28 protein-coding genes are annotated in these 26,598 nt (G+C 47.5%); 25 read left to right on the top strand and 3 right to left on the bottom strand.

Annotated elements, in window-relative coordinates:
- From ACO9K6_RS03560 to coaD, 9 genes are all read left to right on the top strand, one after another.
- Positions 1-915: a polyprenyl synthetase family protein gene (locus tag ACO9K6_RS03560; protein WP_424766157.1), complete on the top strand. Its 915-nt coding sequence runs from the start codon at positions 1-3 to the stop codon at positions 913-915.
- Between the two features lie 71 nt (positions 916-986).
- Positions 987-2,930, top strand: a complete 1,944-nt coding sequence (gene dxs, locus ACO9K6_RS03555; RefSeq protein WP_424766156.1) for a 1-deoxy-D-xylulose-5-phosphate synthase — start codon at positions 987-989, stop codon at positions 2,928-2,930.
- 15 nt (positions 2,931-2,945) lie between these two features.
- Positions 2,946-3,776: a TlyA family RNA methyltransferase gene (locus ACO9K6_RS03550; protein ID WP_424766155.1), complete on the top strand. Its 831-nt coding sequence runs from the start codon at positions 2,946-2,948 to the stop codon at positions 3,774-3,776.
- A 189-nt stretch (positions 3,777-3,965) separates the two neighbouring features.
- Complete coding sequence (locus tag ACO9K6_RS03545) at positions 3,966-4,433, top strand: hypothetical protein (RefSeq protein ID WP_424766154.1); 468 nt, start codon at positions 3,966-3,968, stop codon at positions 4,431-4,433.
- Positions 4,434-4,449: 16 nt separating this feature from the next.
- Entirely contained in the window at positions 4,450-4,902 is a 453-nt protein-coding gene (gene ahrC, locus ACO9K6_RS03540) for a transcriptional regulator AhrC/ArgR (RefSeq protein ID WP_424766153.1), read from the top strand.
- Positions 4,903-4,916: 14 nt separating this feature from the next.
- Entirely contained in the window at positions 4,917-6,629 is a 1,713-nt protein-coding gene (gene recN / locus ACO9K6_RS03535) for a DNA repair protein RecN (RefSeq protein WP_424766152.1), read from the top strand.
- A gap of 123 nt (positions 6,630-6,752) precedes the next feature.
- Positions 6,753-8,081 carry a SpoIVB peptidase gene (spoIVB, locus tag ACO9K6_RS03530; protein WP_424766151.1) on the top strand — a complete coding sequence of 443 codons (1,329 nt, stop codon included), beginning with the start codon at positions 6,753-6,755 and terminating at the stop codon, positions 8,079-8,081.
- Positions 8,082-8,376: 295 nt separating this feature from the next.
- Positions 8,377-9,189 (top strand): sporulation transcription factor Spo0A, encoded by an 813-nt coding sequence (spo0A, locus tag ACO9K6_RS03525; RefSeq protein WP_424766150.1) that lies wholly within the window; start codon positions 8,377-8,379, stop codon positions 9,187-9,189.
- Positions 9,190-9,709: 520 nt separating this feature from the next.
- A complete protein-coding gene (coaD, locus tag ACO9K6_RS03520; protein ID WP_424766149.1) occupies positions 9,710-10,189 on the top strand; it encodes a pantetheine-phosphate adenylyltransferase in 480 nt (159 codons plus the stop codon).
- A 117-nt stretch (positions 10,190-10,306) separates the two neighbouring features.
- Here coaD and ACO9K6_RS03515 read toward each other — a convergent pair whose 3' ends face one another.
- A complete protein-coding gene (locus ACO9K6_RS03515) occupies positions 10,307-10,600 on the bottom strand; it encodes a DUF2627 domain-containing protein (RefSeq protein ID WP_424766148.1) in 294 nt (97 codons plus the stop codon).
- Between the two features lie 216 nt (positions 10,601-10,816).
- Here ACO9K6_RS03515 and lpdA point away from each other — a divergent pair, with 216 nt between their 5' ends.
- From lpdA to lipB, 5 genes are all read left to right on the top strand, one after another.
- Positions 10,817-12,244: a dihydrolipoyl dehydrogenase gene (lpdA, locus tag ACO9K6_RS03510; RefSeq protein ID WP_424766243.1), complete on the top strand. Its 1,428-nt coding sequence runs from the start codon at positions 10,817-10,819 to the stop codon at positions 12,242-12,244.
- A gap of 96 nt (positions 12,245-12,340) precedes the next feature.
- Positions 12,341-13,375, top strand: coding sequence for a thiamine pyrophosphate-dependent dehydrogenase E1 component subunit alpha (locus ACO9K6_RS03505; RefSeq protein WP_424766147.1), 1,035 nt, complete (start codon positions 12,341-12,343; stop codon positions 13,373-13,375).
- Positions 13,375-14,358, top strand: a complete 984-nt coding sequence (locus ACO9K6_RS03500; RefSeq protein WP_424766146.1) for an alpha-ketoacid dehydrogenase subunit beta — start codon at positions 13,375-13,377, stop codon at positions 14,356-14,358. Before ACO9K6_RS03505 ends, ACO9K6_RS03500 begins: the two co-directional genes overlap by 1 nt.
- A 23-nt stretch (positions 14,359-14,381) precedes the next feature.
- Positions 14,382-15,713 carry a dihydrolipoamide acetyltransferase family protein gene (locus tag ACO9K6_RS03495; protein ID WP_424766145.1) on the top strand — a complete coding sequence of 444 codons (1,332 nt, stop codon included), beginning with the start codon at positions 14,382-14,384 and terminating at the stop codon, positions 15,711-15,713.
- 17 nt (positions 15,714-15,730) lie between these two features.
- Positions 15,731-16,438, top strand: a complete 708-nt coding sequence (gene lipB / locus ACO9K6_RS03490) for a lipoyl(octanoyl) transferase LipB (RefSeq protein ID WP_424766144.1) — start codon at positions 15,731-15,733, stop codon at positions 16,436-16,438.
- Here the strand turns inward: lipB and ACO9K6_RS03485 are convergent.
- Positions 16,427-16,486, bottom strand: a complete 60-nt coding sequence (locus ACO9K6_RS03485; RefSeq protein WP_424766242.1) for a hypothetical protein — start codon at positions 16,484-16,486, stop codon at positions 16,427-16,429. The genes lipB and ACO9K6_RS03485 overlap by 12 nt on opposite strands.
- A 124-nt stretch (positions 16,487-16,610) precedes the next feature.
- On the opposite strand from ACO9K6_RS03485, the gene ACO9K6_RS03480 reads away from it, so the two are divergent.
- Entirely contained in the window at positions 16,611-17,744 is a 1,134-nt protein-coding gene (locus ACO9K6_RS03480; RefSeq protein ID WP_424766143.1) for a M20/M25/M40 family metallo-hydrolase, read from the top strand.
- 49 nt (positions 17,745-17,793) lie between these two features.
- Here the strand turns inward: ACO9K6_RS03480 and mciZ are convergent, their stop codons facing one another.
- Positions 17,794-17,973: a Z-ring formation inhibitor MciZ gene (gene mciZ, locus ACO9K6_RS03475; protein WP_424766142.1), complete on the bottom strand. Its 180-nt coding sequence runs from the start codon at positions 17,971-17,973 to the stop codon at positions 17,794-17,796.
- A gap of 97 nt (positions 17,974-18,070) precedes the next feature.
- On the opposite strand from mciZ, the gene ACO9K6_RS03470 reads away from it, so the two are divergent.
- From ACO9K6_RS03470 to ACO9K6_RS03425, 10 genes are all read left to right on the top strand, one after another.
- Positions 18,071-18,634, top strand: a complete 564-nt coding sequence (locus ACO9K6_RS03470) for an NUDIX hydrolase (RefSeq protein WP_424766141.1) — start codon at positions 18,071-18,073, stop codon at positions 18,632-18,634.
- A 243-nt stretch (positions 18,635-18,877) separates the two neighbouring features.
- Complete coding sequence (gene spoIIM / locus ACO9K6_RS03465; RefSeq protein WP_424766140.1) at positions 18,878-19,498, top strand: stage II sporulation protein M; 621 nt, start codon at positions 18,878-18,880, stop codon at positions 19,496-19,498.
- A gap of 91 nt (positions 19,499-19,589) precedes the next feature.
- A complete protein-coding gene (gene fur, locus ACO9K6_RS03460) occupies positions 19,590-20,063 on the top strand; it encodes a ferric iron uptake transcriptional regulator (protein WP_424766139.1) in 474 nt (157 codons plus the stop codon).
- A 259-nt stretch (positions 20,064-20,322) separates the two neighbouring features.
- Positions 20,323-21,447, top strand: a complete 1,125-nt coding sequence (gene ald / locus ACO9K6_RS03455; RefSeq protein WP_424766138.1) for an alanine dehydrogenase — start codon at positions 20,323-20,325, stop codon at positions 21,445-21,447.
- 96 nt (positions 21,448-21,543) lie between these two features.
- Positions 21,544-21,777 (top strand): DUF4227 family protein, encoded by a 234-nt coding sequence (locus tag ACO9K6_RS03450; protein ID WP_424766137.1) that lies wholly within the window; start codon positions 21,544-21,546, stop codon positions 21,775-21,777.
- Positions 21,778-21,893: 116 nt separating this feature from the next.
- Positions 21,894-22,784, top strand: a complete 891-nt coding sequence (gene xerD / locus ACO9K6_RS03445) for a site-specific tyrosine recombinase XerD (protein ID WP_424766136.1) — start codon at positions 21,894-21,896, stop codon at positions 22,782-22,784.
- Between the two features lie 46 nt (positions 22,785-22,830).
- Positions 22,831-24,024 (top strand): phosphopentomutase, encoded by a 1,194-nt coding sequence (gene deoB / locus ACO9K6_RS03440; protein ID WP_424766135.1) that lies wholly within the window; start codon positions 22,831-22,833, stop codon positions 24,022-24,024.
- A gap of 50 nt (positions 24,025-24,074) precedes the next feature.
- A complete protein-coding gene (locus ACO9K6_RS03435; RefSeq protein WP_424766134.1) occupies positions 24,075-24,914 on the top strand; it encodes a purine-nucleoside phosphorylase in 840 nt (279 codons plus the stop codon).
- Positions 24,915-25,025: 111 nt separating this feature from the next.
- Positions 25,026-25,196 (top strand): aspartyl-phosphate phosphatase Spo0E family protein, encoded by a 171-nt coding sequence (locus tag ACO9K6_RS03430; protein WP_424766133.1) that lies wholly within the window; start codon positions 25,026-25,028, stop codon positions 25,194-25,196.
- 24 nt (positions 25,197-25,220) lie between these two features.
- Positions 25,221-26,555, top strand: coding sequence for a pyrimidine-nucleoside phosphorylase (locus ACO9K6_RS03425; RefSeq protein WP_424766132.1), 1,335 nt, complete (start codon positions 25,221-25,223; stop codon positions 26,553-26,555).
- The last annotated feature ends 43 nt before the right edge of the window (positions 26,556-26,598 follow it).

Here is a 26,598-nt window from a genome sequence, read left to right as displayed (position 1 = left end):
TTGAACGAGAGGGCAACGATAACGTCTTATTTAAAGCAATGCGCGGAGCTGACGGAAGCTTCGCTTCAGACAGCGCTTCCGTTGGAATGGGTCATTCCAAGCAGACTGAGAGAAGCCATGTATTATTCGCTCGAGGCAGGCGGCAAACGACTCCGGCCGGCGCTCGTGTTAACGGCAGCTGAGGCTGTGTTGGGTAAATCTTCAGCATTTGAAGCGGCTGTTCCGGTAGCATGCGCAGTTGAATATATACACACTTATTCATTAATTCATGATGATCTGCCTGCTATGGATAATGACGATTTTCGAAGAGGAAAACCGACTAACCATAAAGTGTTCGGTGAAGCCATGGCCATTCTAGCAGGTGATGCGCTCCTTACGCATGCTTTTCATTTAATTCCTCAAGCGGTACGTAAGAGCGGAATAAGCGCAGAAGTGGCGCTGGCTATCGTCGAGGATTTAGCCAAGCTTGCGGGAGCACCCGGCATGGTAGGCGGACAAGCGGCGGATATGCTCGGCGAGCAAGGCATAACAACAATAGCAGAGCTTGAATACATACATCTACATAAGACTAGCGATTTAATTGTATTTTCGGTTACAGCAGGGGCTAGAATTGGTGAAGCTGATTCAAAGCAGCTCGAGCTTCTAGCTTTGTATGCGCGGAATATTGGTTTAGCTTTTCAGATTCAGGATGATATACTTGATTTGATCGGGGACGAGAAAAAGCTAGGCAAGAAAACAAATAGCGATGTGGACCAGAGTAAGGTAACCTATCCGTACTTGATCGGCCTGGATGAAAGCAAGGCACAGGTAGAGCGCTTAACGCATGAGGCAAAGTCTGCCATACTTGAAGCGGATTTGGTCATGCCTGGCCGTTTGCTGGAAATAGCTGATTACCTTGTTCAGCGGGATCATTGATATACAAAGCTTGTACGAGCAGGTTGGGAAAAAAACTGCAGTATGCTATAATAGGAAAAATGTAGTTGTACATGGGACGGTTATTTTATACTGTCCGTGAAAGCGAGGAAAGTAACGTGCTGCTTGATCAGATTAACGGACCTCTAGATTTGAAGGGTATGACAACCGCGCAGCTGGAGCAGCTTGCCGGTGAAATCCGTCAGTTTCTAATTGAGAAGCTTTCCGTTACAGGTGGTCACCTCGCTCCTAATTTGGGAGTTGTGGAATTGACCCTGGCCATGCATTATTTATTTAACAGTCCTGATGATAAGTTTATATATGACGTTGGACATCAATCGTACGTTCACAAAATTTTGACCGGACGCAAGGGCCGGTTTGATTCATTGCGTAAATATAAAGGCCTTTGCGGTTTTGTGAAACGCGCGGAGAGCGAGCATGATGTGTGGGAAGCGGGACACAGCAGCACCTCTTTATCTGCTGCTATGGGTATGGCGCTTGCCCGTGACTTGAAGGGTGACAGCAATCGCGTTGTGGCTGTAATTGGAGATGGGGCGCTTACTGGCGGAATGGCTCTGGAAGCGCTCAATCATATTGGGCATGAGAAGAAAAACCTGATGGTTATTTTGAATGATAACGAAATGTCAATTGCTCCCAACGTAGGAGCCTTGCATCATTATTTGGGCAAGATACGCACGGATCGCCATTATCAAAAGGCGAAGGATGATCTTCAGCAATTGTTGAACAAAGTTCCAGCTATCGGCGGCAAGCTCGCCAAAACAGCAGAACGCTTTAAGGACAGCTTGAAATATTTGCTGGTTAGCGGTATTTTATTCGAGCAGTTCGGTTTTACTTACTTGGGGCCCGTGGATGGTCATGATTTAGAACAGGTGCTTGATATTTTGCGGCAAGCGGATTCCATGCCGGGACCAGTGCTTGTGCACGTGCTGACGGTAAAAGGAAAGGGCTATTCACCTGCCGAAGCGGATTCTTTCAAATGGCATGGCATTACACCTTACAAGATCGAATCCGGTCAAGTGGTCAAAGCTGTCGGCCCTCCGGTATACACGGATGTATTCGCCGATATGATTATTGAATTAGCCGAGAAGGATGAGCGAATTGTTGCCATTACGCCGGCTATGCCAGGCGGCTCAGGCTTGCTCAAATTTGCGGAGAAATTCCCGGACAGAATGATTGATGTAGGGATTGCGGAGCAGCATGCGGCTACAATGTCCGCAGCGCTGGCTATGGAAGGAATGAAGCCTGTCTATGCCGTATATTCAACCTTCCTGCAACGGGCATACGACCAAATTGTGCATGACATATGTCGTCAGAATTTAAATGTAGTTTTCGCGATTGACCGCGCGGGGTTTGTTGGTCCCGATGGTGAAACACATCATGGCGTATACGATATAGCCTATTTAAGACATGTTCCGAATTTGGTTATTATGATGCCTAAAGACGAGAATGAGTTAAGACAAATGCTCAAAACCGCGATTGATTACAATGATGGGCCTATTGCAGTGCGTTATCCGCGTATTGCCGGATTAGGCGTCGAGATGGATGCTGATCCGCAGGCGCTGCCGATTGGCAAATGGGAAATCGTTCGTGAGGGCGACTCTGGCGTTATTTTAGCCATTGGGCCAATGCTTCAGGTTGCCGAGGAGGCTGCTGATCTTCTGAAGCGTGAAGGGCTTAATGTTCAAATTGTTAATGCAAGGTTTATTAAGCCTCTTGATGAAGAAATGCTCTTATCTCTCGCTGCAGAGGGCAGGAATATCATTGCCCTTGAGGAAGGCGCGGAGCTTGGAGGTTTCGGCAGCTCTGTGCTGGAGTTCTATTCACTTAAGGGCATTTATGGTATACCTGTTCGTATTATTGGTGTGCCGGATATTTTTGTGGAGCATGGTACAATCAAGGAGCAGCGGCAGGAAGTCGGCTTAACGGCCGAGCGAGTCGCTATGGAAATGAAAACGATGCTGCCGCGTCGAATGAAGCGAGTAACAGGCCCGCAGTAGGCTTGAAGGAGAAAGATGACAACAACAGCGAAAGAAAGAATTGATGTGCTCCTGGTAGAGCGCGGATTTTTTGAAAGCAGAGAAAAAGCAAAGGCTGCGCTGATGGCAGGGCTCGTGCTGGTTAATGATGAGCCGGTGGACAAAAGCGGTATGAAGGTAGTGCGTACGGCAGACATTAAGGTTAAGGGTGCTTTGCATCCTTATGTCAGCCGCGGTGGACTTAAGCTGGAGAAAGCGATTCGTGCCTTTAACATCGATTTGAGCGATCGGGTCATGCTCGATATTGGTGCGTCAACCGGCGGGTTTACGGATTGTGCGCTGCAGAACGGAGCATCCTACGTCTATGCGATTGACGTCGGTTATAATCAATTAGACTGGTCACTCAGGCAGGATGAACGAGTGAATGTGATGGAGCGTACCAATTTTCGTTATTCGCAGCCCGCTGATTTAATCGGACCTGCCCCAACCTTTGCAACAATCGACGTTTCATTTATATCCTTGAAGCTTATTTTACCTGCCCTTTCGACCTTGCTCTCGGTTGGTTCGGGAGTTGTTGCGCTTATTAAGCCTCAATTTGAAGCGGGACGGGATAAGGTCGGAAAGTCAGGTGTCGTACGTGACTCAAGCGTCCATAAGGATGTACTGAGGACGATATTATCTGCTGCAGCAGAGCTAGGATACAGCCTTCAGGACATAACATTCTCTCCTATAACAGGCGGAGAGGGCAATATTGAATTTTTGGCTTACTGGCTATGGACAGCTCAACCGAATACGATAGTTCCGGAAGAAGATAAGCTTGATGAGCTAGTGAAAACGGCCAGCCAGACATTTACGGCTGGAAAATAAAAAGCAGGATCCGAGAAGGGTGCCAAACAGTTTAATAACTGCAAGGGCATCTTTTTTCTTTACAGAGGCAGGCTTCATTTGATAAACTAGTGAAAACCAAACAAACGTTCGGTTCAAGTTCGAGAGAGGAAATTGCCCCCAGCTTAGCGAACTGTAGGATGATAAACCATTCGCGAATGGGGGATACCGATGAATCATAATGGTGATTGGCTGATCATGGCGCTTGCTGGAGCTGTACTCCTGTATTGGATTTTTAGAGCGTTCTATCGTTGGCTGCATGAGCCTGCAAGTGTGAATCGACTCGTGCTTGGCAAGGGAGGAGAACTTCAAGCCAATGACGAGAATATTGTACTGCTGGAGAAAGCTGGCTTTGAGGTGCGCTCAGGCAAGCATCTCGTGCCAATACCGATAAAGCTGGACGGCAATCCGCTTGGGAAAGGCAGCCGGTTATATATAGATTATATTGTGGAAAAAGATAAGAAAATTTACGTTGTAAAGACTGCTCGTGACCGAATGCCGATGGATTGGACGGCAAGCGGGGTTCGAGATCGTTTGCTCGTGTATTCATTATTGTTACCTGAATGCGATGGCGTATTGTTCGTCGATGCTAAAGTTAAGATCATTCGAACCATTACATTTCACATTGCAGACTACTGAGACATGGAGGGTTTATATGAAAGGGATTCGACAGTTCCGAATAAAGGAAATTGTTACACACCATACGATCGAAACCCAAGAGGAGCTAGTGGAGGCGCTTCGTGCAACGGGCATGCAAGTTACACAAGCTACTGTATCTCGCGATATGAAGGAAATGATGCTGATTAAAGTGCCAGCTGGAGAAGGGAAATATAAATATTCAATCCCGCAGGACAATCAGCGGCAAAATCCGATCCATAAGCTTAAACGAGCGCTCTTGGACCATTTTGTACATATTGACTTCACAGATAATTTGGTTGTTATGAAGTGCTTGCCAGGCACGGCTAATGCGATTGGCGCTTTAATCGATAACATGGAGTGGTCAGAAGTAATGGGAACGATTTGCGGCGATGATACGATATTGATGATTTGCCGGTCCAAGACACAAAGCGGAGAAATTGTAGAACGATTGCTTGAGCTATTGAACTAAGGAGGAATTTGGTCATGCTGCGTGAGTTATCTATAAGGAATTTAGCGGTTATTGAAGAAGTGAACGTTATTTTTCATGATGGATTTCATGTATTGACAGGGGAGACAGGGGCCGGTAAATCGATATTAATCGATGCGTTAAGCCTAGTAGTAGGCGGCAGGGGCTCAGCAGACATGGTTCGCTATGGCTGCGAAAAAGCTGAAATGGAAGCCATGTTCGATCTTTCGCCCGGTCATCCGGTCTGGCATGTACTTACAAAGCTTGGCGTGAATTCCTCGCCTGAAGAGATGCTTGTCATTCGAAGGGAGCTCTCCTCGCATGGCAAAAGCAGCAGTCGAGTCAATGGCCACCTTGTAACGATGACGATGCTGCGAGAGATTGGCGAGTATCTGGTCAACATTCACGGACAGCATGAGCATCAATCTTTACTGCGCACAGAGCAGCATTTGGAGTGGCTTGATTTATTTGCGGGTGATTTACTCATTGAACGTAAGCTTCAATATAGGGAATTATTCGATAAGCTGCAGAAGACAAGAGCGGCTTTACGCGATCTGGAAAGCTCTACGAGACATAATGTCCAGATGCTTGACTTATATCGTTTCCAGATTGAAGAAATAACAAATGCGCAGCTGAAGCCGCAGGAGGATGAATTACTTGCGGATCAACGACGCAAGCTAATGTATGCAGGTAAAAGAATGGATGCCGTCTCAGATGCCTACTCATTGCTTTACGAAGATAAGGGATTGGATGCCATAAGCAAGGCGGCAGCAAAGCTGAGCGACATCCTGTCTTATGACTCGGCGAAGCTTGGTCCGTTGCTTGAACAGCTGCAGTCTGCTTTTTATCAAGCGGAGGATGCAGCATTCCAACTGCGTGATTATCGTGACGGAATCGAATCTGATCCGGAGCTATTGTCACAAATTGATGACAGGCTTGATTTAATAAATGGATTAAAGCGCAAATATGGTGAAACTATACCTGATATATTAGCTTATCTGGAACGTACGACAGCTGATCGGGACAAGATTGAGAATCGTGATCAGCTGCTTGAGAAGTTCCAAGCGGAGGAGAAGGCTCTTTATGCGCAAGCATTAGAATTGGCGAAGGAGCTGTCAAAACTTCGGCAGCACGCTTCTACACGCTTGTCTGACGCCATTGAGAAGGAGCTCAGCCAGCTCCAGATGTCAGCGGCGAGATTTAAGGTCCAAATTGACCAAAGCTTTGTTAGCGGCAGCGAAGAGAATCAGATCCGACTCCATGGTAACGGAATGGATGAAGCGATATTTATGCTTTCCTCTAATCCTGGTGAACCATTAAAGCCGCTTAGTAAAATTGCGTCAGGCGGAGAGATGTCCCGTATCATGCTCGCATTAAAAAGTATTTTTGCTGAAATCGATCAAGTGCCTGTTCTTATATTTGATGAGGTGGATACAGGCGTAAGTGGAAGAGCAGCACAAGCGATCGCTGAGAAGATGTCTCAGCTGGCGCTTAAATGCCAAGTATTCTCTATTACTCATTTACCGCAGGTCGCGTGCATGGCTGACCATCATTATGAAATTCGCAAGCAGATCGTAGGGGCGCGAACCTCAACCTCTGTGGACGAGCTGATCGATTCCGTTCGCATTGAGGAGCTTGCCCGGATGCTTGGCGGGGTAGAGGTCACGGAAAAAACAAGGCATCACGCACAAGAAATGCTTGATATGGCGCTTAAGCAGAAGGGGGCGTAATGGTAGCCATTCAGGGAATGTTTTTTCGGACATAAAACGAACGGGTCGGGGTAACTTAAAGGTACGCCAATGGCGGTTATGCCTTTAACGTCATGCGATGGAATTACAGGGAGCGTGAAATCATTGAACTCCAATAAACGGAAGCGATGGTTTGGCCTAGTTCTCGTTTTCTTCATTTGTATGATCGGTTGCTCCGCTCCGTTTCAACATTTTGCCGCTATTCCGAATGAACTTCGTTTATTCTCCGGGCAGCTGAAACGACTTCAATATGGAGTGCCCGTTCATGCAGAAGTAACGGTCGACCCTCATATGCTTCAGATTAATGGAACAACCCGCAATTCGCTGTCCGTCAATTTGAATGAACCATTATCACTCCAGCCGAGCCGCAGCGGTCAAACGCAGATGAAAGTGAAATTATTCGGTAAAATTCCCTTTAAGACGGTAAAAGTCAATGTTGTTCCTGATTTGCGTGTCATACCAGGCGGACAGACAATAGGTGTTAAGGTGAAATCTGCTGGTATTTTAATCGTTGGTCATCATCAGGTTATAGGTGATAATGGGTTGAAGCAATCACCAGGCGAAGCAGCAGGGCTTAGATTAGGTGATCTTATTGTCAAAATTAACGGTTCAAATGTAAACGAGGTCCATAAGGTGGCTGAGCTAAGCGAAAGAGCAGGGAAGGATCATAAGCCTCTTCAAGTTACCTATAAGCGCAATGGGAAATTAGCGGATACACATCTCAGTCCAATCTTTGATGCTGAGGATAAAGCCTGGAGACTTGGCTTGTACATCAGAGACTCGGCTGCCGGCGTCGGGACATTAACGTTTTATGCCCCCGATCAAGGTGTTTATGGCGCATTGGGGCATGTGATCACGGATATGGATACACAAACCCCGATCGAGGTCGGGGAAGGACAAATATTACAATCAAGTGTAACGTCAATTAACAAAAGCCAAAATGGGGAACCCGGTGAGAAGCGTGCTCATTTTGTGAAGGAAAGCAAGATTTTAGGGAATGTCGAGCGAAATACACCGTTTGGCATATTCGGAAAAATGAATGAAGCACCTATGCATAGCTATAATAATAAGTCATTACCTGTAGCGTTTGCTGAGGATGTTAAGGAAGGGCCAGCGGAAATTTTGACAGTTGTGAACGGACAAAAGGTGGAACGATTTACGATAGAAATCGTACATGTATCCAAACAATCCGGGCCAGCAACTAAGGGTATGGTTATTAAGATTACAGATAAACGTCTATTAAGCAAGACGGGCGGTATCGTTCAAGGCATGTCTGGAAGTCCGATTATACAGGAAAACAAGCTCGTTGGCGCTGTTACTCATGTATTCGTTAATGATCCTGCGTCAGGCTATGGATGTTTTATTGAGTGGATGCTGCAGGATGCTGGTGTGTTATTGAAAGCAGCAAATGGACGTATTGGTGAAGCAGCGTAGTTTTAGTGGAGGTTGTAGAGATGTCTGTTACGGCAAATCGTTTGCCGCAGCAGACATTTTTACATTAATCATATTCCTACAAAAATTGCGTATACTATAAAATTTGATATGAATTTTGTCGAAGATCGATGAAAAGTGGCATACTATGTAATAAATTTTTAATTATATCGAATTGTCATAAAAAAATAAAGAAAAATAATTTTCGACAGGAGGATTTCATTCGCCCATGTCGAAAACTTTAAGCAGACAACTAGTGAGCGAACTCAAGAATAACCATTCAAGGGAGGACCACAATTTGCATAAGATCGATGTATTATTGGCAGATGACAATCGGGAATTCACTAATTTATTATCAGAATACATATCCGAACAAAGTGATATGACGGTTAGTGGAGTAGCTTATAACGGTGAAGAGGTATTAAGACATTTGGAGGAAACGAGAAAAATTCCAGATGTGCTTATCCTTGATATTATTATGCCACACTTGGATGGTTTAGGCGTCCTCGAACGTTTGAAGGAAATGAACCTGTCGCCAATGCCGAAAATTATTATGCTGACCGCATTCGGTCAAGAAAATATTACGCAGAAAGCAGTACAGCTCGGGGCTTCCTATTATATTCTAAAGCCATTTGATATGGATGTGCTGGCTAATCGCATTCGTCAATTGGTGGGTAACCAGGCTATCACTACTGGGGGCAGCTACTCTTCAAGCACATCCATCATGAAATCTAATGTTGTACCTATTGCAAAGGGCAAGAACCTTGACGCAAACATTACAAGCATTATTCATGAAATTGGTGTTCCTGCTCATATTAAGGGTTACCAGTACTTGCGTGAAGCGATTACGATGGTGTATAACAACATCGAAATTCTTGGCGCGATCACAAAAACGCTATATCCTGCAATTGCCGAGAAATTCAAAACGACACCATCACGCGTTGAGCGGGCGATCCGCCATGCGATTGAAGTCGCTTGGACTCGCGGAAACATCGACAGCATCTCACATTTGTTCGGTTACACGATTAACATCTCTAAGTCGAAACCGACCAATAGCGAATTTATCGCGATGGTCGCGGATAAGCTGCGGATTGAGCATAAGGTGAGCTGAGAGTAGGCGGCGTAAGGGATTGAGGGTGCTGGAAACGGATTACAGCCAAAACAATTTTGGCTGTAAATATCAGAATTCAGCAAACTTAAGCCGATAAATTTTATGCAGCTTGTCAATTAATACCGTTATTTATTGGGTTTTCCAAAAACTCAATGAAGGGCGGTATTTTTTGTTGTGAGAGTCTGGAGGAAACAAAAAAAGGCCATCTCAGGATGCCTTAGTTGTAAATGAATCTTCTGTTCAGATAAACATTGGTTCCGTATTTTTTAATGATAGTAGCCGATTCGGCTTTAATGAAGGTCTGGATTTCTTTTAAACGCTGAGTGTTGGGTTGAAGGGTTTCTCTTACCTTTCCGTCTACGAATACATCAAACACGATTTTCATTTTTCCACCTCGATTCGATTTAATAATTTAATCATAGTGCTCATGTATTTCGGAATGATAAACTAGGATGGAGAGAAATGTAATCTTATTAAACAATCGTTATCGCATTGTAAAACAAGGGAGGGGGATGAGACGGTGAGAGCTGTTTATGCAGGTAGCTTTGATCCCATTACACTCGGGCATGTGTCCGTTATTGAAAGAGCATTTCATTTGTTTAATGAGGTTCATATCCTCGTAGCTAATAATCGTTCGAAGAACCATCATTTCACGATCGAACAAAGAACGGAGCTTGTAAGCCTCTCGATTACAATGGATCCCAAAATCGTCATTGTTCCTTATGAGGGTATTGTTGCTGATTATATTAATGAAAATAATATCGATGTCGTCATTCGGGGGATTCGGAATGCAACCGATTTGGAATACGAGCTTCAACTTGAGCAATATATACGAAATACAACGATGGCCGATACGGTCTATTTGTCTCCTTACACCCATTACATGCAAACGAGCAGTTCGCTTGTTCGGATGTTTCTTAAATCAGATAAGACGGAGCTTGCAGCTTCCTACATGGTGCCGAAAGCGTATTTGAGAATGCTTGAATACGTGGATGTCTAAATAGGAGTGAATGTTTGCAGTGAATATAAAAAAACCGAAGACGTTGGGATTCATGCAAATCCTCGTTGTCTGCGGCTTGGGAAAGCTGTATTGGCTTGTGTCACGCTTATGTTCACTTTAGCTTTGCGGCTTAGGGGGACGCGGACGCTTCTCCTTGAAGCGCGGGGCGACATAGTTGCGCTTGCGGTCTCGGAAGAAGGTCCAGCCAGCGATAAAGCCAGCGCCAGCAGCAAACATGATAAAGCCGACCAAAAACTTTAGCCAGTCGAAATAAGGGGCAATGTCTTCATTTCCGAAATCGGAAAAGTAATAGAATACGGCGTCCTTCATTTCAAGAAATCCAAAGCAGGCAAAAAGGCCAGGTATAACAAGCATTAAAATGGCAATAAAACGAGCAGCAACTAATTTCATTCGAACAGCGTCTCCTTATCGGTCAAAATATACAGTTAGCTCTATCATACCTTTTTGCGTGAAGAGTGTCTATTTTGTAAATCAACGATGTAAACATCGGCGAAAACAGGTACAATAGATAAGGATGTTATGTTATGATGCTGGCGAATAACTGCAATGATAAATCAATATCATGAACGAGGTTATAGAGAAAGAAATGAAGGAAGGATTGGTATGATGGCAATTCAAGTGGATGTAGCAGTATTAGGGGGCGGACCGGGCGGCTATACTGCGGCAATTCGCGCAGCGCAGCTTGGGAAGAAGGTAGCGATTATCGAAATGGACAAGCTAGGTGGAACTTGCTTACATAGAGGCTGTATTCCGAGTAAGTCACTGCTTCGCAGCGCGGAGGTATATGCAACGCTTCTTGAAGCAGGTACATATGGGATAAATGTAGCGAAGGATGCGATTTCGCTTGATTATAGTAAGGTGCAGGGTCGCAAGGAGCAGACGGTCGAACAGCTTTATCGCGGCCTTCAGGGCTTAATGAAGAAGAATGGTATTGAAATTATTCAAGGAAAGGGCAGAGTGATCGGCCCTTCTATTTTCTCGCCGCGCAGCGGCTCGCTTGCTGTGGAGCTTCCGGATGGCGAAATGGAATCGGTGGTGTCAACGAACCTGATCATAGCGACAGGCTCAAGGCCTCGTGTGCTGCCTGGACTTGCACCGGATGGTGAATACATTCTTACCAGCGATGAAGCATTAGAGCTGAATAAGCTGCCAGCTTCAATCATCATTGTAGGCGGCGGCGTTATCGGCGTGGAATGGGCTTCGCTGCTGCAGGATTTTGGCGTTCAGGTCACGTTAGTTGAAGCGGGCTCGCGCTTGCTGCCGGGCGAGGATACTGAGATTTCCGCAGAGCTAACGAAGCTTCTTCGTCGTAGAGGCGTTCGTGTATTGGTGGGCGTTCAGTTGCTGACGGACAAGTACAAAGCCGAAAATGGGGAAGTGTCGATTTCGGCAAACACACCGGATGGCGATGTGCTGCTGAATGCGGAAAAGCTGCTGCTTTCTGTCGGCAGAACACCAAATATTGAAGGAATTGGTCTAGAAAATACCGATATACGCACAACAAACGGTGCGATTGAAGTGAATGGATTCGGGCAAACGAGCGAGCCGCATATTTATGCGATTGGCGATGTGATTGGCGGCGTACAGCTTGCGCATGCCGCTGCGCATGAAGGGTTGATTGCGGCTGAGCACATCAGCGGAGGCAAGCCTTCAGCGGTTGAGCATCATCTCATTCCTCGCTGTATCTACTCGAGGCCGGAGATTGCATCCTACGGCTTAACGGAGGACGGAGCACGGGCGAAGGGACATGATATCAAGACAGGTAAAATTCCTTTTCAAGCCATCGGCAAGGCGCTTGTGCTTGGTGAAAAGGACGGGTTCGTTAAAGTAATCGCCGACCGGAAGACCAATGATATCGTAGGTGTTCATATGATCGGAGCGCATGCGACCGATTTGATCTCAGAGGCGGCGCTAGCCGGCGTTCTGAACGCGACTCCTTGGGAGGTTGGCCAAATGATTCATCCGCATCCAACGCTTGCGGAGGCTTTGGGAGAAGCGATGCTCGCGGTGGACGGCAAAGCGATTTCGTTCTAACCGGGTACGGTTTTCTTTTTGGTTCAATGAGGTTATAATAAATATGATCAAGTCTTAGTACCAGGTTATAATAGTACGTAAAAGGAGGAACACCTTATGACCCAATCTGCTTCTACTGGGCAAAATGTTCGTCATTTGGAATTAGGACTTAGCCATGAGCAAGCGATTGCTATGTATACGACGATGCTGTCCGCACGCAAATTCGATGAACGAATGCTGCTGCTGCAGCGCGCAGGTAAAATTAACTTTCACGTATCCGGTGTCGGACAAGAGGTGGCGCAGGTAGCTGCTGCTTACGCGCTGGATCGCGAGCATGATTACTTCTTGCCTTACTATCGGGACTATGGGTTTGTCCTGGCTGTTGGAATGACGCTGCGAGACTTATTATTATCGGTATTTGCGAAGGCAGAGGATCCGAACAGCGGCGGGCGTCAAATGCCGGGCCACTTTGGCTCGAAGAAGCTGCGGATCGTAACGGGCTCCAGTCCAGTAACGACGCAGTTGCCTCATGCAGTAGGCATCGCCCTAGCGGCAAAGATGAAGAAAAAATCTTTGGTGAGCTTCGTGACGTTCGGGGAAGGTTCCAGTAATCAGGGGGATTTCCACGAGGGCTGCAACTTTGCGGGCGTGCACAAGCTGCCTGTCATATTCATGTGTGAAAATAACCAGTACGCCATTTCCGTGCCGCTTCATAAGCAGCTTGCCGGCAAAGTAGCCGACCGCGCCATTGGATACGGGTTTCCTGGCTTGCAGGTCGATGGCAACGATGCACTTGAAGTGTTCCGCGTTGTGAAGGAAGCGCGAGAGCGTGCTATAGCGGGCGAAGGTCCGACACTGATTGAAGCGTTGATGTACCGGATATCTCCGCATTCCACATCGGATAACGACCTTGCTTATCGGACGAAGGAAGAGGTTGATCTTCATCGTTCGAAGGACGGTATTCCAAAATTTAAGCAATATTTGATCGACAGCGGCATTTGGTCAGAGGAGCAGGATATGGAGCTGCAAGCGCAGATTCGCAAGCTGCTAGATGAAGCGACTGAGTATGGCGATAAAGCGCCATTCCCGACGCCGGAATCCATTATGCTGCATGTTTATGCGGATGATGCTGAGCAGGGAGGGCATAACTAATGGCCGTTATGGATTATATCGATGCGATTCGGCTTGCAATGAAGGAAGAGATGGAACGCGATGAGGATGTCTTCGTGCTTGGCGAGGATGTTGGTCTTAAGGGCGGCGTCTTCACCACAACGAAGGGACTGCAGGAGCAGTTCGGCGAGCTTCGCGTTCTGGATACGCCGCTTGCGGAGTCGGCAATAGCCGGCGTTGCGATCGGCGCTGCTATGTATGGGATGAAGCCGATTGCAGAAATGCAATATTCGGATTTCATGTTCCCGGCGACAAACCAGATTATTAGCGAAGCGGCCAAAATTCGTTACCGTTCCAACAACGATTGGACGTGTCCGATAGTTGTTCGTGCGCCGATTGGCGGCGGCATATTTGGAGGCTTGTATCATTCGCAATGTACAGAATCGGTGTTTTTCGGAACGCCCGGTTTGAAAATCGTAGCCCCATACACAGCTTATGATGCCAAAGGCTTGTTGAAGGCAGCGGTTCGCGATCCGGATCCTGTGTTGTTTTTTGAGAACAAAAAATGCTATAAGCTTATTAACGGCGATGTGCCGGATACGGACTATATCGTGCCGATCGGCAAGGCGAATTTACTTCGCGAAGGCGACGACATTACGGTAATCAGCTACAGCATGCCGCTGCTCTTCGTGGAGCAGGCTGCAGCTGAGCTAGCCGCGGATGGCATCAGCGCTCATATTCTTGATTTGCGGACGCTTCAGCCGCTCGATAAGGAAGCTATTCTTGAAGCGGTGCGCAAAACTGGAAAAGTACTTATTATTCACGAGGATAACAAAACAGGCGGAGTCGGAGCTGAGGTGTCGGCGATTATTGCCGAAGAGCTGTTGTATGAGCTGGATGCTCCGATCATGCGGCTATGCGGTCCGGATGTTCCGGCAATGCCAATCAATCCTCCGGGTGAGAAATTTTTTATGCTAAATAAAGAAAAAGTGAAAGAGGCCATGCGGCAATTGGCGCAATATTAGGCGTCAGTTAGGAGATGAGATAGATGAAATCACTTACTGAAATCGTCGTGCCGCAGCTTGCGGAATCGCTCGTATCGGCCACTATCGATAAGTGGTTGAAGCAGCCGGGGGATTGGGTTGATATATATGAACCGGTCTGCGAAATATTGACGGACAAAGTGAATGCGGAATTGCCATCGACAGTTGCCGGTAGACTCGTCAAAATTCTTGTCGGTCATGGCGAGACGGTGCCAGTCGGAACAGCTGTATGTATTATTGAGACCGAAGGTGCTGGCGATGGAGAAAGCGCGGTTGAGTCGCAGCCGGATTACACTGGATCTGTCTCAGCTTCTCCTTCCGTTGCAGCTGTTCAAGCGGATTCAGAGGACGCGCCTATGCGGAACCGCTTTTCGCCTGCTGTGCAGCAGCTGGCAGCGAAGCATTCCATCCGTTTAACCGATGTGCCTGGAACAGGTCTCGGAGGACGTATTACGCGCAAGGATGTGCTTGCTTACGTCGACTCTGGCGCAGGTAAACGGAGCCAGGATTCTAGTGGTCAAGCTATGCCTGCGGTCTCTGCTGCTGATACGACTGCTCAGGTCCGGTCCTCCGGTTTGCATTTAACGGAAACGCCGCGCATGCCGAAAATTGAGGTCGAGGGTGCTGCAGGCGCAGGGCGTGGAGATAACTTTATCGACGTAACTCCTATTCGTAATACGATTGCCCGTAATATGAGACAAAGCGTTAGTGAAATCCCTCATGCTTGGACAATGATAGAAGTGGATGTTACGAATCTCGTTCTCCTGCGCAATAAGCTGAAAGATGATTTCATGAAGCGCGAAGGAATTAATCTGACTTATTTGGCCTTTCTTCTAAAGGCAGTCGTCAATGCGATTAAAGATTTTCCAATTATGAACTCCATGTGGGCAGTTGATAAAATCATTGTGAAGCGTGATATCAATATATCGCTTGCAGTAGGCACGGAAGATTCCGTTCTCACACCTGTTATCAAAAATGCCGATCACAAAAACGTCGCAGGCTTGGCAAAGGAAATTGATGAGCTTGCACGGAAGACGCGGGAAGGCAAGCTGACGTTGTCCGATATGCAGGGCGGTACCTTTACAGTGAACAATACGGGTTCTTTTGGTTCGATTTTGTCTTATCCGATTATTAACTATCCGCAAGCCGCGATTTTGACCTTTGAGTCGATTGTGAAGCGCCCTGTCGTCATTAACGATATGTTAGCGGTTCGCTCGATGGCCAATCTGTGTTTGTCGTTGGATCATCGGATTTTGGATGGCGTTATTTGCGGACGTTTCCTGCAGCGGGTAAAGGACAATTTAGAGAGCTTCAATACAGAAAGTAAATTATATTAGAAATGGGGAAGACCAACATGGCTGAGGCGGAGAACGCAAATAGCTTTAGACGGTTGGATGCCCACTATATAGGCAGACTCGAATACGCCGAGGCGTGGGAGCTGCAAAAAGCATACGTAAAGCAAATTGATCGGGAGGAGCGTCAAGAGACGCTGCTCCTTCTTCAGCATCCGCCGACCTATACGATCGGATCGGATAAGCATCCAGAGCATTTGCTGCTTAGCGAAGCAGAGCTTGAGGCTCGAGGGATCGCGGTGTTCCAAATCGACCGCGGCGGCGACATCACCTACCATGGTCCCGGTCAGCTGGTTGGATATCCGCTTTTGTATTTGGATGCGGTAGGTCTTGATTTACATGCTTATTTGCGCAGCTTAGAGCAGGTCATTATAAATTGGCTTGGCGAGTATGGTATAGAAGCGGGCAGAAAGCCGGAATATACAGGTGTATGGGTAGGCGATCTGAAAATTGCCGCCATAGGGGTGAAGTTTAATAAAGCCCGGCATCGGCGGGGCTTTATTACGAGTCACGGCTTTGCATTAAATATTAAAGCCGGAATTGCAGAGGATGGATTTAGCGGAATAGTGCCTTGCGGTATTGAGCAATACGGCGTGACCTCGTTTAATGATCTGACCGGTCGGGACCTGTCAGTAGAGGAAGCAGCGAGGCAGCTGCTCCCTCATTTTGCGAAGGTTTTTGGATTTGAATTTGAGGAATTAATAAAATAAAGATCCGATTCCAGCAAACAGGGTTGTGATCAGGAGTGCTGCCACCATTACAATAGCGACGATACGTATAAGCTGTTGTCTGCGCATAGGGAAAAGCTCCTTTCATGTCAAAGCTTTTTAAAGCTTGTCTGACATCTATTGTATAACAAAATAACGGATGGAGGAAACGTAAATGATCGAAAAGGATCGGTTAGTGAACGAGTTCATGGAGTTGGTGCGCGTGGATAGTGAAACAAAGCATGAACAGGAAATAAGTCGGGTACTAAAGCAAAAGTTCGAGGCTCTTGGGCTTCAAGTCAGCGAGGACGATGCGGCAGCAACAACAGGCCATGGGGCAGGCAATTTGTTTGCGCTATGGGAAGCAACTGGAGCAGACAATCCGTCTCCTGCGATATTTTTCACCTGTCATATGGATACTGTCACACCAGGCGCAGGCATTAAGCCGCAGCTGGACGAGGATGGCTATATCCGCAGTGACGGTACAACGATATTGGGCGCTGATGATAAAGCCGGTATTTCGGCTATTTTCGAAGCGATTCGCGTTGTGCAGGAGCAGTCCATTCCGCATGGCCGTATTCAATTCGTGATTACGGTAGGCGAGGAGTCGGGCTTGCTTGGCGCGCGTTCACTGGATGCATCAAAGCTGGAGGCTAAATTCGGCTATGCGCTTGATTCTAATGGCGCAATAGGAGATATTGCGGTAGCGGCTCCTACCCAGGCTAAGGTAACGATCAAAATGTACGGTCGTTCGGCACACGCAGGCGTCAATCCCGAGGATGGCATTAGCGCCATACAGGTAGCGGCGAAAGCGATTGCCCGTATGCCGCTCGGCCGCATCGATAATGAGACGACAGCTAATATCGGACGCTTCGAAGGTGGTGGCGCAACGAATATCGTTTGCGATTTCGTAAGGCTTGATGCAGAGGCGCGAAGCATTGTGCAGCATAAGCTGGATCATCAAATTGAAGCGATGCGCAAGGCTGTGGAGAGCGCTGCGGAGGAGTGCGGGGCACGCGGCGAGCTGGAAAGTGAAATTATTTATCCTGCTTATCAGTACGATGATGAGGATCCGGTTGTGCAGCTTGCCAAAAAAGCGATAACAGCCATTGGCCGTACGCCGCGAACCTTTCACTCTGGCGGGGGCAGCGATGCGAATATTTTTAACGGCTTAGGTGTGCCGACGGTTAATTTGGCGGTGGGCTACGAGCATATTCACACGACCAAGGAACAAATTAAAGTCGAGGATTTGGTCAAAACGACGGAGCTTGTTGTTGAGATTATCAAGCAGGCTGCTGCAGCTAAATAAGGATTGACAGTGAATTTGAGCGCAACTACTACGTTAATACAGCAAAGCGTTAAAATTTGTGTCTACTATCTTGACAGAGGTCCAATATGCGGCGAACGCTGATCACGTTCGTATACTCGGACATCGGACTTTTGGATAGGGAAGAAGCGGACAGCTTGCGCAGCTGGTGACGAATTTCCCATCCTTTGCCGACGAGTCTCAAATGATTTAAGGAAACATATTGTTTCATAATTAAACGCCCCTGTCGATTTGATATAATGATAGTTATGCGGGGGCAGGACAAGTTATGCGGATGACCTATTCATAATAAAAGGAGACGATTATCCTTGGACAAAAAGCAGGCTGACGAATTGTGGCGCGAGGATACGATCAAAACGGAGTCCATTTTTGAAGGGAAAATGATTTCACTCCAGGTGGATACGGTGGCTTTAGCGGATGGAAGGACGGCTACCAGGGAAATTGTCAGACATCCGGGAGCCGCGGCTGTTATGGCGCTGCTGGACGGTAAGCTGCTTGTTGTCGAACAGTTCAGAAAGCCGCTGGAAAAATTCCAAATTGAAATTCCGGCAGGCAAGCTTGATCCGGGTGAAGACCCGTTAACCGCAGCGGCCCGCGAGCTCGAAGAGGAAACCGGCTATCGGGCCAAGGAGCTGAAGCTGTTAAACGCTTTCTATACCTCACCTGGTTTTGCCGACGAGATTCTTTATGTCTACTTTACGGACCAGGTGGAGCAGGGGACACAAAATCCTGACGAGGATGAAGACCTCAAGGTTGAAGCAATTACCCTCGACCAGGCAGATGCTTTCATCGCGGAAGGCCGCATCAGCGACGCCAAAACTATTCTTGCTATCTATGTTTGGAAACTATACACGCTGACAGGTCGGCTTTAGCCGACCTTCGTCATACCTCTCCCTAACACCTCATATAATATGAAAGACAACCCTTCTAACTTAGCTACCAGCACATATACACATTCAACTCTTCGTACACTTTATAAGAATAATGTGGTGTTTACATAGACAAAACGCCGCAGCAACTAATCGAAACGCGTCCATGATGGTTCGAAATCCTAGAGGGTTTTGGGTGAGTCCCTCGAGGATCATCGATGATAGCATCTGAAAGGTACGGTGAATATGGTAAAAAATCAACTTTCGCTCTATGTATTTGTTTCCGTACTGTTTGTTGTAGGCGTCATATTTGGCGGCCTGATGGTAAACGCGCTCACGCTGGAGCAGCAGCAGGAGCTGGCGCAGGATGTTGATCATTATGTACAGCTTATGAACATTGGGGTTGGCTCGGGAGCGGCGGACACATTTTGGGAGCGTTTTGTTTTTCATGGGAAGTGGTTGTTCTTATTATGGGTGCTGGGTATTACCGTTGTTGGTATTCCAGGCGTGCTTGCTCTTAATTTTTTGAAGGGAGCTTTGGTCGGCTTTTCGGTTGGAACGCTTGTGCAGCAGTATGCTTGGAAGGGCGTATTGTTCTCACTTGTGACGATTGCACCGCAAAATATAATAACTGTTCCGGCAATGATTATCACGAGCGCGGCTGCTATTACATTTTCCATGTTTGTCATCAAAAACAGGCTGCTGCAGCAAAAAGGCGAGCTTGCGCCGCAACTGGGCTCTTTTACGTCGACCGCTCTGCTCATGCTTATGATTTTCGGCGGGGCAGCGTTATTTGAGGCCTATGTATCACCGTCATTAATTAGCTGGGTTTCACCGCTTCTTTCCGCGGCAAACGCCACCATCTGACACCAAAATGTTTGACTTTACTGCAGGTTAACCCCTATAATGGAAGGAACGTTTCCTGTAAAAGGCGCAGACATGTGGTAGGGGGGAAATCATGGAAGCCCGGATTGAGAAGATCAAACAACAGTTGCAGTCACAGGGCTACAAATTAACCCCGCAGCGTGAAGCAACGGTTCGTGTTTTACTTGAAAATGAAGACGACCATTTGAGCGCTGAAGATGTATTCATGCTGGTAAAGGATAAGGCCCCGGAAATCGGACTTGCAACGGTTTATCGGACATTGGAATTGCTTAGCGAAATGCACGTCGTCGAGAAATTAAACTTTGGCGATGGGGTGGCTCGGTACGATCTGCGTACAGATAGCAACAAGCATCATCACCATCACTTAATATGTGTGCAATGTGGATCTATGGATGAGATTAAAGAGGATTGGCTATTGCCTTTAGAAGAACGGCTTGAGCAGGAATATGGATTTTACGTTATTGACCATCGTCTTGATTTCCAAGGCGTATGCCGTCGATGCAAAGAGAAGAATGACCAAGCAAATCCAAATGAAAATCAATCATAAAACGGCTTGGCTGACCAGCATAACTGGACGGCAAAGCCGTTTTGGCATTCAGGGTGACTCAAAAATGCAATCTTATGTTTTTGGGGAAGGCTCATCTCATGTGGGGGAGTTGCCGTGAATGCGCACATATTTTTAGAAATTTTACAAAGTATAAAATGTACCGCGCGGGACGATCATTCGCTGCTGTCCTTTCATACAACATAGTAAGAGGCTGTGATGACGTTTCTTGACCTTTGTGCGGAAGGAGGAGGAGAAGGACATGATTGTAGGGGTTCCTAAGGAAATGAAGCAAAGCGAATACCGCGTAGCGTTAACGCCGGCTGGCGTAACGATGCTGGTGGCAGCCGGGCATCGCGTGCTGATTGAGAAGGAGGCCGGAAGCGGAAGCGGCTTCGAGAATTCTGATTATGAGCTTGAGGGCGCCGAGCTTAGGGATAGTGCGGCCGAGGTTTGGTCGCAAGCGGATATGATTATGAAGGTGAAGGAGCCTTTGGACGAGGAGTTTGTTTATTTTCGCAACGGCCTGCTGCTGTTCACTTATTTGCATTTAGCGGCTGCACCGGCATTGACGAAGGCTTTGGTAGATGCGGGCGTCACGGCAATCGCCTATGAGACCATCCAGCTGCCCAATGGCAGTCTCCCGCTGCTGACTCCGATGAGCGAGGTTGCCGGACGAATGTCGGTGCAGGTAGGGGCGCAGTTTTTGGAGGCTTTCAACGGAGGCAGGGGCGTGCTGCTTGGAGGGGTGCCAGGCGTTCCGGCTGCTGAGGTCGTTATTATCGGCGGCGGTGTTGTGGGGACGAATGCAGCTAAAATAGCGCTCGGCATGGGAGCCAGCGTCGTCATTTTAGAGAGAAGCGCTGATCGGATGCGATATTTGGATGATATTTTTGGAGGACGGATTCACACGCTCATGTCGACTCCATATCATATCGCTGGAGCAGTCGCAAGAGCGGATTTGCTAATAGGGGCTGTTTTAATTCCAGGAGCGCGTGCTCCTCACTTGGTCACCGAGCAGATGGTGCAATCGATGAAGAAAGGTGCTGTAATCGTTGATGTTGCCGTCGATCAAGGCGGCTCCATTGCGACAGTAGACCGACCGACTACACACAAGGATCCGATTTATATCAAGCATGATGTTGTCCATTATGCAGTCGCTAATATTCCAGGCGCAGTACCTCGCACCTCAACTATTGCCTTGACGAACGTTACGATATCGTATGCGCTGGAGCTGGCAAATCATAGGATGGAAGCTGTGGGGAGGAGCATTCCTCTTCAAAAAGGAGTAAATACACACGGCGGAAAAGTAACGAATGAACCCGTTGCAGCGGCTACCGGTTTGCCGTATACTCCGATTGATCATTGGTTGGACAGTGTTTCCTGAGACGGATTGTCGCTGTCATTGCATATTCACGCCAGCCTCCTCATAAGGTGTTAGGAAAGGTTAACGGTATCCTAACGAAAGGGGAGGCTGGTACAGATGATCGTATCCATTCGGAGATGGACGAGCCGTTTCATTTTTATTGTCCTATTTGCAGCATTGCTTCTTACGGTGACTGGCGGCTATCGCTGGCTTGTGGATGCATTGTCGCCTGTTCCGTCATATCGAGTGCCTCATGGCGATTCATTAAAGGTATTTATTACGGAGCCCGGACCGCCAGACAGCAGTAAAGCGGCCGATCGGCTGCGGTGGTTCTATTGGTATGGGGAGTAGTATGATTTGTACAACCAGCACAAATTATATGAATAAGCAGGATTTAAATGGTCGAACGTTGAATCTTTGTGTAGAATAGCCTTGTCAAACAAAGGCTGTAATTGAAAGGAATTCGGATGAACGCTCAATTGAATCGGTTTATGCAATATTTACGGGAAGAGCGCGCTCTCTCAATGAATACGCTAACCTCCTACGAAAGGGACTTAATTCAATTTATTTCCTATATGAAGGAAATAGGCCTCATGGAGCCTGCAGTCGTTCAGCGGCACCATTTTGCAAGGTATATGCTCCATTTGAGGGAGCAGGGCAGAAAGGCGGCAACGCAGTCTCGTCATATGGTTTCTATTCGGGCCTTCTTTCACTTCCTGGTGATAGAGGGTTTAATCGTACATAATCCATCTGTTTTTATGGAAGCTCCCAAGCAGGAGAGGAAAGCCCCGACTGTGCTGAGCATAACGGATACTTCAACATTGCTTGATACGCCGGGCACTGAAAGTGCTGCGGGAAAACGGGATAAAGCGATGCTAGAGCTTATTTATGCGACAGGCATACGAGTATCCGAGCTCGTGACACTTAATGTGGAGCATGTTAATGATCAGCTTGGCTTCATACAATGCATAGGTACGGGTCACAAGGAGCGACTTGTTCCTTTTGGACGAATGGCGAAAGAAGCTTTAAAGAATTACCTTGAGGCTGGAAGGCCAGAGCTTTTAACCGAAAGAGAATCGGAATCGGCATTGTTTCTCAATCATTTGGGCACTCGGTTAACCAGACAGGGATTTTGGAAATTGATGAAGAAATATGCGAAAGAGGCAGGTATTCAGGAAGAGATAACGCCGCATACGCTGAGGCATTCCGTAGCTGCCCACATGCTGGAAAATGGTGCGGATATTCATGCCGTGCAGGAGCTGCTGGGACATGCCGACCTCACATCTACTCTCAAATATACGCAGGTATCGAAGACGAGGATGAGAGAGACATACAGCAATGCGCATCCGCGGGCGTAACCTCCGGGTAATCTAGTCGCAATCGACATAGAAGGGAGTCTGACAAATGAAATTTGATCGTATAACCGTAATCGTATTGGACAGTGTTGGAATCGGCGAGCTTCCGGATGCAGAGGACTTTGGAGATTTAGGCTCGCATACGCTAGGCCATATTGCAGATCGCGTTCCACAAATGCAGCTTCCGAATTTAAGAAGGTGGGGTCTTGACCGCATTGCGCCTATAAGTAACTGGGCTCCGTCTGACAAGCCAGCAGCTGCCTATTACGGAAAAATGGCCGAGGTATCGGTAGGCAAGGATACGATGACAGGTCATTGGGAGCTTATGGGGCTCAAAATGACCGTGCCCTTTCAAACCTTTCCTGACGGCTTTCCGCCTGAACTGTTAGAGCCTTTTGAGGAACGGACTGGACGCAAGGTAATTGGCAATAAAGCAGCCAGCGGAACTGAAATTTTGGATGAGCTTGGAGCGGAGCAAATCGAAACGGGTGCTTGGATTGTATATACTTCAGCTGACAGTGTGTTTCAAATCGCAGCGCATGAAGAGGTAATCCCCCTTGAGGAGCTTTATCGTGCGTGTGAAATTGCGAGAGAGCTGACGATGGATGAACGTTTCACGGTGGGACGCGTCATTGCTAGGCCGTATATAGGAGAGCCGGGCGCCTTTAAGCGAACGCCGAATCGCCATGATTATGCAGTGAAGCCGCCGCAGCCGACCGTATTGAGCGCTTTGCAGGCCGCTGGATACGATACAATTGCGATTGGAAAAATTAATGATATCTTTGATGGCGAGGGGATATCCGACTCTACACCAACCAAAAGCAATACAGATGGTATCAAACGGACGATTGAGCAGCTTAAGCAGCCTTTCAAAGGGCTTATATTTACGAACTTGGTTGATTTCGATTCGTTGTACGGGCACCGTCGTGACCCTAAGGGCTATGCTGCAGCTCTGGAGGAATTCGACCGGGCGGTTCCGGAGCTTGAGCAGCAGCTTACTGAAAGAGATTTGCTCATCATAACTGCTGATCATGGCAATGATCCTGTTCATCCTGGAACGGATCATACGCGCGAGTACGTGCCAATTCTGTTATATAGTCCAGCGTTTCAACAGCCAGGGGAGCTTGAGGTTAGATCGACCTTCTCAGATCTTGGTGCTACAATCGCTGATAATTTCAATGTCGAGAATCCGCCAAACGGCACAAGCTTTTTGGGACAATTGTCCACTGCAACAGATAAATAAAATGAGTTCAAGAGAGAAATAAGACAATAATTTTTTTGGGAGGAACAAGGATGAATGCATTTACAGCAGCAAGCCTAACTGCTGCGCATATTAAGGAAGCGGCACAATTTATTGAAGGGCTAACGAAGCAAAAGCCTGAAATCGGACTTATCATGGGATCTGGACTCGGTGTACTCGGCGATTATATTGAGAATGCGATAACCATTCAATATCATGATATTCCGCATTTTCCGATGTCAACGGTTGAAGGTCATGCGGGTGAGCTGTTAATCGGAACGCTTTCTGGTAAAACAGTATTGCTTATGCGCGGACGTTTTCATATGTACGAGGGCTATGGAGCTGAGTTAACTGCTTTTCCAGTTCGAGTGATGAAGGCGCTTGGCGTACATATACTGCTGGTTACCAATGCAGCCGGCGGCATTAATACGGAGTACGATGCCGGTAATTTGATGCTCATATCTGATCATATCAACATGACGGGAAAAAACCCGTTAATCGGACCAAATGACGACGAACTGGGTGTTCGTTTCCCGGATATGTCCGAGGCTTACAGCAAGCGGCTTCGTGCAATTGCGCGCGAAATTGCTTCGAATCAGGGCATTACCCTAAGAGAAGGGGTTTATGCCGGTTTGCTTGGACCTACCTATGAGACGCCTGCTGAAATTCGAATGCTACGCGTTCTGGGCGCTGATGCTGTCGGAATGTCGACGGTTTCAGAGGTTATCGCAGCGCGTCATTCGGGAATCGAAGTCGTCGGGATTTCGTGTATTAGCAATATGGCCGCAGGTATTTTAGACCAGCCTTTGTCACATGCGGAGGTTATGGAAACGACTGAACGTGTCAAGTCCCAATTTTTAGGTCTTGTAACGGCATTGATCGCTGCAGTTTAATGGTTTCTGTAACAAAATTGTCACAATTCAGTCGACTTAATGTGACAGTATTTTTTTCTCGTTTCGTCGTATAATGTCCATGATTAATGAAAAATGGAGTGGAAAAAAAACATGGACAAGCATTTACTCACACAGATGGAGCAGTTGCGTAACATGATGATGGAAACTGCTCAATTAAAGCAAAGCCTTCTGCATCATGATGTATTGATTCTTAGTCAATCGCTGGATGAAATCATTTTACAGGTGCAAGAAGAGCGTCGGATGCTATCGCGTTTCAATTAATCGCGAAGCTTTGAGGAGGTTCACATGCGGTCGGTAGATTTAATTCAGAAGAAAAGAGACGGCGGTGAGTTGAGCGCCTCGGAATTAACGTATTTAATAGATGGTTACTCACGCGGTGATATTCCGGATTACCAGCTTTCTGCGTGGGCAATGGCTGTATTTTTCCGAGGCATGACGCCAAAGGAGACCGCTGCGCTTACTCTTGCTATGGCTAATTCAGGCGATCAGGTCGATCTCGGCCCAATTAACGGTATTAAAGTAGACAAGCATAGCACAGGTGGAGTCGGTGACAAGACAACCTTAATTCTGGCTCCTTTAGTAGCCTCAGCAGGTATTCCAGTCGCGAAAATGTCGGGAAGGGGTCTCGGACATACCGGTGGAACGATCGACAAGCTGGAATCCATTGAGGGCTTTCGAACCGAGCTCTCACGAGAACGGTTTATGACACAGGTTAATGACATAGGATTAGCGGTTATTGGACAAAGCGGCAATCTCGCTCCTGCGGATAAGAAGCTGTATGCTTTGCGGGATGTGACGGCTACGGTAGAATCGATCCCTCTTATCGCAAGCTCGGTTATGAGCAAGAAAATTGCCGCCGGTGCAGATGCGATCGTGCTTGATGTGAAAACAGGCAGCGGCGCTTTTATGAAAACGCTCGAGCATTCAGAGCAGCTTGCGAAAGCTATGGTTGAGATCGGTACGGAAGTCGGCCGCAATACAGCTGCAGTCATCAGCGATATGGATCAGCCGCTAGGTTTTGCGATTGGTAACGCGCTAGAGGTCCAAGAATCGATTGAAACGCTCAAAGGAAACGGACCGGAGGATCTCACGGAGCTTTGTCTTACGCTAGGCGCGCATATGGTTGTTTTGGGCGGGAAGGCAGATTCTGTTGATGCGGCGAAAGTTTTGCTTCGCGAACAAATTCAAAGTGGAGCCGCGCTAGCGAAGTTCAAGGACTTTGTTTCGGCACAAGGCGGTGACGCGTCGATCGTTGATCACCCATCCAGGCTTCCGCAAGCACCGTTCGTCGTCGAGGTCAATGCGACAGACGACGGGTACGTGAATGCGATACAAGCGGAGCAGCTCGGTCTCGCGGCAATGCTACTAGGAGCGGGAAGAGCGACGAAGGATGCGGCAATCGATTACGCGGTTGGCATAACAATGCGCAAAAAAGTAGGCGATACCGTGCAAAGCGGCGAAACGCTTGCAATGCTCCATGTGCGTGAGCAGAATGAAGCGGCTAATGAGGTTTCTGAACGTGTACGTCAAGCTTATACGATCAAAAACAGGAAACCTGAGTCACGTCCTCTGCTGCTCTCAGTCGTGACTGCTGAAGGAATTACTCGGTATAACGGATAAATATAAATGATGAGCATTAAGCTGTTCTTTATGGTGTAACAAC

It is taken from the genome of Paenibacillus praedii (assembly GCF_049725345.1).
In the GTDB taxonomy this organism is placed as follows: Bacteria; Bacillota; Bacilli; order Paenibacillales; family Paenibacillaceae; genus Pristimantibacillus.
Note: the sequence above shows the minus strand (reverse complement) of the source record. Positions and strands in the feature narration are given on the sequence as shown.